Source organism: Sphingomonas sp. T1 (assembly GCF_902506585.1).
GTDB classification, from domain to species: Bacteria; Pseudomonadota; Alphaproteobacteria; order Sphingomonadales; family Sphingomonadaceae; genus Sphingomonas; species Sphingomonas aerolata.
Genome location: NZ_LR733881.1, coordinates 1 through 5,885, shown reverse-complemented (window position 1 = coordinate 5,885; position 5,885 = coordinate 1). Strand labels below are relative to the sequence as shown.

General features: G+C 66.2%; 6 protein-coding genes and 1 pseudogene. 4 read left to right on the top strand and 3 right to left on the bottom strand.

From position 1 onward, the window contains the following. Positions 1–418: pseudogene (locus GV027_RS18340) on the top strand (hypothetical protein); the annotation flags it as partial. A 445-nt stretch (positions 419–863) separates the two neighbouring features. Beyond that, complete coding sequence (locus GV027_RS18335; RefSeq protein WP_159513097.1) at positions 864–1,493, top strand: hypothetical protein; 630 nt, start codon at positions 864–866, stop codon at positions 1,491–1,493. A gap of 104 nt (positions 1,494–1,597) precedes the next feature. Here GV027_RS18335 and GV027_RS18330 read toward each other — a convergent pair whose 3' ends face one another. Further along, entirely contained in the window at positions 1,598–2,899 is a 1,302-nt protein-coding gene (locus tag GV027_RS18330) for a hemolysin family protein (protein ID WP_107045480.1), read from the bottom strand. Positions 2,900–3,039: 140 nt separating this feature from the next. On the opposite strand from GV027_RS18330, the gene GV027_RS18325 reads away from it, so the two are divergent. Continuing rightward, positions 3,040–3,714: an OmpA family protein gene (locus tag GV027_RS18325; protein ID WP_056406963.1), complete on the top strand. Its 675-nt coding sequence runs from the start codon at positions 3,040–3,042 to the stop codon at positions 3,712–3,714. A 525-nt stretch (positions 3,715–4,239) separates the two neighbouring features. Here the strand turns inward: GV027_RS18325 and GV027_RS18320 are convergent. After that, on the bottom strand, positions 4,240–4,671 hold the full coding sequence (locus GV027_RS18320; RefSeq protein WP_159513098.1) for a nucleoside deaminase: 432 nt from the start codon (positions 4,669–4,671) through the stop codon (positions 4,240–4,242). 79 nt (positions 4,672–4,750) lie between these two features. Next, a complete protein-coding gene (locus tag GV027_RS18315) occupies positions 4,751–4,984 on the bottom strand; it encodes a hypothetical protein (protein ID WP_031395039.1) in 234 nt (77 codons plus the stop codon). A 227-nt stretch (positions 4,985–5,211) separates the two neighbouring features. On the opposite strand from GV027_RS18315, the gene rpmB reads away from it, so the two are divergent. After that, positions 5,212–5,502, top strand: coding sequence for a 50S ribosomal protein L28 (gene rpmB, locus GV027_RS18310; protein ID WP_031395040.1), 291 nt, complete (start codon positions 5,212–5,214; stop codon positions 5,500–5,502). Positions 5,503–5,885: the final 383 nt, after the last annotated feature.

The window sequence follows — 5,885 nt, the reverse complement described above, 5'->3', positions numbered from 1 at the left end:
GCCAGTCGCCCCCGCGCCTGCTGCTGCCGCTCCCGCGCCGGCCCCCGCGCCGCTGTCCGACGAACCGATCGCCGCCGCCAGCTTCGACGCCAACCCCGCCGCCGAAGCCGCCACCCCGACCGAGGCGCCAGCCCCGACCCCGGCACCTGCCCCGGCTCAGACCCCAGCGGTCGACCACGCAGCCGCCCCCGTCACCCAGCTCAAGGGCCTCGGCCCCAAGGTCGCCACCCGCCTCGCGGAATTGGGCGTCACCACCGTCGGCGACATGGCCGCACTCTCCGAAACCGAAGCGCAGAACATCGACGCGCAGCTCGGCGCCTTCACCGGCCGCATGGGCCGCGACCGCTGGATCGAACAATCCCGCCTCCTCGCCGCCGGCGACAAGCCCGGCTTCGAAGCGGTCTTCGGCAAACTCTGAACCGGCTCGGCTTCTCGATGCAAGACCAGTAAGTTTCTCATCATTGGTCAAAGAGAACGTTGGGTGTAGGTTGCTTTACAATGAGCCAGCACCCTCACTTCCTTGATAGGACTGGTCTCGTCTGGGCTGTGGCCGGGACATTGGTAAGTTTGCTTATCCACGTAGGCGGATGGACATATTCAGGTTCCATCGCACCTGGATGCGCACCATCTGATTCGCCTGCGTATTGTACCTCAATCTGGGCACTTTTTGCGCTTACGCTCGTGCCACCGGTCATTCTTGTCGTCATGCTTGCGCGCGATCGAAGGCTACGCTGAACGTCCACATTGGGGTCAGCCGCTTGATCGCTTCACGAACGGCTGGGCTTGGTGACTAAAGGACGTTGGCCGTGCAATTTCATCCTGCTCATCGTTTGATGCGTCACAGGTAGATCTGGAGAAATCGCGTGGACGTTGGCCGTTCCGTCACCAAGACGATCGACGAGATCGAAAATGGCGATCTCGAGTCCGCAATGCTTCACGCTTGCAACGCCGTCGACGGTACCGCCGCCAAGGCGCAGCCATCAACGCCATCGTCAACGCGTCCGTCCAACAAGCAGTTCACGGAGTTTCTGCGCGGCAACTATGCCATCCTCGGTGCGACGGGCATGCCGGGGATCAATCTGAATGAGACCAGATTTCCGGTAGATGTGGAACGCCCCAAGGCACCGGGCGGTCAGCCCGATTTGGCCGATGTATTGTATGGCATACATCGCTGCACGCACGGACACGGTGCAGAGATGCCAAAGGGTTTCGAGCTCATTCCAGACTTCGGGTCTGATTCCAGAATTACATCCGCCCTAATCGAAAGAGGCCGCATTCGCTTAAGCGACCGGATACTTTTCGGGTTGCTCGCAGTGGCAATCATGGCCCCCGAGAACATCGGACAACAGACGCCATCTGGCTATCATCTAACACTTGCTGGCGTGACCTATCAGATCAACGACTGGTGGGGAAAGCGCGTCGAGTTTGAAGAGGTGTGTAAGCCACTCAATGCGGTTCAGGTGACAATGGATTTTGGTGACTGGATGACGTGATATGAGCAACGGAGTACCGCTTAATCACGGCAATTAGGCGTCAGCCGACCAGTCGATCTGCATCTTTGCGCGATGCAAAACCTCCAAGCCTCGCACCCCCAGCCTCAAACCTCGCTGACGAGCAGCTTGTCGATCCGTCGCCCGTCCAGATCGACGATCTCGAACTTCCACCCCTGTTCGACGAAGCTCTCGCCCTCGCCCGGCAGATGGCGGAACACCGCGAGCGCCAGCCCTGCGACGGTCGCGTAATCGCGGTCCTCGGGCAGGTCGATGCCCAGCCGGTCGGCCAGCGCATCCGCCGCCATCGTGCCGGCGACCAGCAGCGAACCGTCGTCGCGCACCACCACCGACGGCGAATCGTCCGGGTCGGCATCCGACTTGAACTCGCCCGCGATCGCCGCGAGCAGGTCGGCGGGGGTCACGATCCCCTCGAAATGCCCGTATTCGTCGTGGATCAGCGCCATCGGCACCTCCGCCTGGCGCAGCGCGATCAGTGCGTCCATCGCGTCGATCTGGTCGATCACCACCGGCGCCTTGCGCATCAACACGTTGAGGTCGAGCGGTTCCCCGCGGAACAGCGCGGCGGCGATGTCGCGCGCCTGCACCACGCCGCGCACCCGGTCGATCGACCCGTCGCCGACCGGCAGCCGCGTATGCTGCGACGCGAGCAGCGTGTCGCGGATCTCGTCGGCATCCCAGTTGCAGTCGAGCCAGTCGATGTCGGTCCGCGGCGTCATCACCTCGCGCACCGGCCGGTCGGCCAGCCGCACCACGCCCGAGATGATCGAGCGCTCATGCTCCTCGATCACGCCCGACTTGGACGCCTCGGCGACGATCAGGTGCAGTTCCTCGGCGGTGACATGCTCCTCCGATTCGCGGTTGAGGCGCAGCGCCTTGAAGATCAGCGCGCTCGTCGAATCGAGCACCCACACGATCGGCGCGGTGATGATCGCCAGCCAGCGCATCGGCCGCGCCATGAACGCGGCGATCGTCTCGGGCGATCGCAGCGCGAACTGTTTGGGCACCAGCTCGCCGATGATCAGCGAGGCATAGGTGGTCAGCCCGATGACGATCGCAAAGCCGACCGTCTCCGCGGTGCTCGCGCTCAGCCCCAGCGCCTGCAGCCGCGCCGCGGTCGGCGTGCCCAGACTCGCACCCGAATAGGCGCCCGCGAGGATCCCGATCAGCGTGATGCCGATCTGCACGGTCGACAGGAACTTGCCGGGGTCGGCGGCGAGCAGCAGCGCGGCACTCGCGCCCTTGCGCCCGGTCCGCGCCAGCGCATCGAGCCGCGCACGCCGCGACGACACGATCGCAAGCTCGCTCATCGCGAACACGCCGTTCAACGCGACGAGCGCGAGGATGATCGCGACGTCGATCCAGGGGAAGGGGGGAAGCGGTGCCATTGGCTCGATCGTCTCTTGGCGCACATTCGCGCGCTTCACAACCGGTCTCGACACTTATCGTCATCGGGCGTTCAGTGCGCAGGTGGAACAATCGCCGAATATGCCGGGTTATCTGCGGCATGATCAAAAGGGACAGAGACATGAAGGCCAAGGGTATATTCATCGGCGCAGCGCTCGCCGCACTCGTCACGACGTCGGCCTGCACGACCGATCCGGAGACGGGCCAGCGGACGATCTCGAAGACCGCGCTCGGCGGCATCGGCGGCGCGCTCGGCGGCTATCTGCTCGGCGACATCGTCGGCGGGCGCAACGACCGGACCGAGAAGCTGCTCGGCGCCGGCATCGGCGGCCTCGCAGGCGCGGGCGTCGGCGCGTACATGGACAAGCAGGAGCGCGATCTGCGCGCGCGCACCGCAGGGACCGACGTCCAGGTGATCCGCCAGGGCGACGACCTCGTCCTCAACATCCCGTCGGGCATCACCTTCGCCTATGACAGCGCGACCGTGCAGCCGCAGTTCCAGCGCACGCTCGACCAGGTCGCCTCGACGCTCGGCCAGTATAACCAGACCTATATCGACGTGTACGGCCACACCGATTCGACCGGCAGCGACTCCTACAACCAGACCCTGTCGCAGCGCCGGGCGACCTCGGTCGCGGATTATCTGTCGAGCCACGGCGTCCAGTCCGCCCGCATCGGCACCCGCGGCTACGGCGAAAGCCAGCCGATCGCCTCGAACGACACCGACGCCGGCCGCGCCGCCAACCGCCGCGTCGAGGTGAAGATCGTCCCCATCACCCAGAACGACCTCCGCTAACCACCCCCGTCCGCCCGCCCCCTCCGTCATCCCGGCGAAAGCCGGGACCCAGGGTGCGGGCGGACTTGCAGTAGAAGAAGGGGGGTTCGCGCGGAGACGCGGAGGCGCGGAGGGTGTGGACGCCGCGAAGCAACCACCCGATCACCTCCGGCAGAGCTAAAGGTCAGGGTCTCCCGACCGAAAGGCCGGACGCACCCCCTCCGCGCCTCCGCGCCTCCGCGTGAACCCCTTCTCCTTAATCCCCCCGTCTTGATCACCCCGTCATCCCGGCGAAGGCCGGGACCCAGGGTCAAAAGCGCAAACCCGCATGGCCCTGCGCCCCGGCGTCAGCCGGAAGAACCAGCACGCGCCACAAGACAGAAGAAGTTTGGTTCACGCGGAGGCGCGGAGGCGCGGAGTAGGTGTGGACGCCGCGAAGCGACCGCCCGATCACGTCCGGCAGCGCTAAAGGTCAGGGTCTCCCGACCGAAGGGCCGGATGCACCATCTCCGCGCCTCCGCGCCTCCGCGCGAACCCATTCTTTTTCTACGGACGCCGCTCCCGGAAAAACCCCGTCAGCAACGCCCCAGCCTCCCGCTCCCCGATCCCCGCATAGACCTCAGGCCGATGATGGCACGTCGGCTGCCCGAAGAACCGCGCGCCATGTTCGACCGCGCCGCCCTTCGCATCCGCCGCCCCATAATAGAGCCGCGCGATCCGGGCGTGTGCGATCGCCCCCGCGCACATCGCGCACGGCTCGAGCGTCACCCACAGATCGCAATCCTCCAGCCGATCCCGCCCCAGCAGCTTCGCCGCCGCGCGAATCGCGAGCATCTCGGCATGCGCGGTCGGATCGCACAGCGCGCGCGGCGCATTGGCCGCGGTCGCGATCACTTGCCCTGCACGCACCACGACAGCGCCGACCGGCACCTCGCCCGCCGCCGCGGCGTCGCGCGCGGCGTCGAGCGCGCGCCGCATCGGGTCGGGGATCGGAAACATGCCCCGCCCTGCCCTGCCTTCCCCATCAGGTAAAGCCGCAGGGCAGGGCGGGCGCGGATCAGTTGGCGGGCACCTGGCCATTGTCCGCCGCGGTCCCCGGCTTGTCGACCGAGATCGTCGGCACCGCGACCGTCTTGGTCTCGGTCCCCAGCCGCACCTTGGCGACGTCCGCCTCGAATTTCGGCGTCTGGATCGCGCCGGCACGCGTCTGGTCAATGTTGATGATCCCGAAATACATCAGCGCGACGACGGCGAGCAGCGCGATCGCGACCAGAGACAAGAGCGTACGCATGGAATTCCCCTTATATAAGGCCACGACCCATGACGGGCGTCGACCGGTTCGATGGCGTAACAACGTCGATCAACCCCGCGCGGTTGCACGCCCCGCTCTGCCGCCCCGTTCGCCGCATCCGCGTGGGCGCCGATCGGCAAAAACGGGTGAATCGGTTGACGCGGCCGCGCTTGCCGGGTATCCGCGCGCCTTTCCGGGGTTCCTCCCGACACTTGATAGGTAGACAGATGTCGCGCATTTGCGAACTGACCGGCAAAGGCCGGATGGTCGGGAACAACGTGTCCCACGCCAACAACAAGACCAAGCGTACGTTCCTGCCCAACCTGCAGAACGTCACGCTGATCTCCGACTCGCTCGAGCAGAGCGTTCGTCTCCGCGTCTCGACGCACGGCCTGCGTTCGGTCGAGCATAATGGCGGCCTCGACAACTGGCTCGTCAAGACCTCGGACGACAAGCTCTCGCTCAAGGCCCGCCGCCTGAAGCGCGACGTCGTCAAGAAGATCGCCGCCGCCGCCTAACCCGCGCGACTGCGACACGGCCCCGGCCCGCGCTCCCACCGGAGCGCGGGCCGTCGGCGTTTGTGCGCTTGCCGCACGGACACGCGCCACCGAACCCGTTCCACCCCCCTTTCCGTTCGTGTCGAGCGCAGTCGAGACACCGCCCGCCCGGCGCACCGTCCCCTCCCCGTTCGTGTCGAGCGAAGTCGAGACACCGCTACCCCGCTCGCCCCCCGCTACCCCTCCAGCCGAAACTTCAGCAACAACGTCCGCTCCAACGCAGTCTCGTTGTCGTCCGACACGATCCACACCACCGTGTCGTCCCCCTCGCGCACCACCGCGATCCCCTCGAAATTGTCGTGCACCAGCGGCGCCGCCAGCCGCGCGATCTCGCGCCCCCGCAC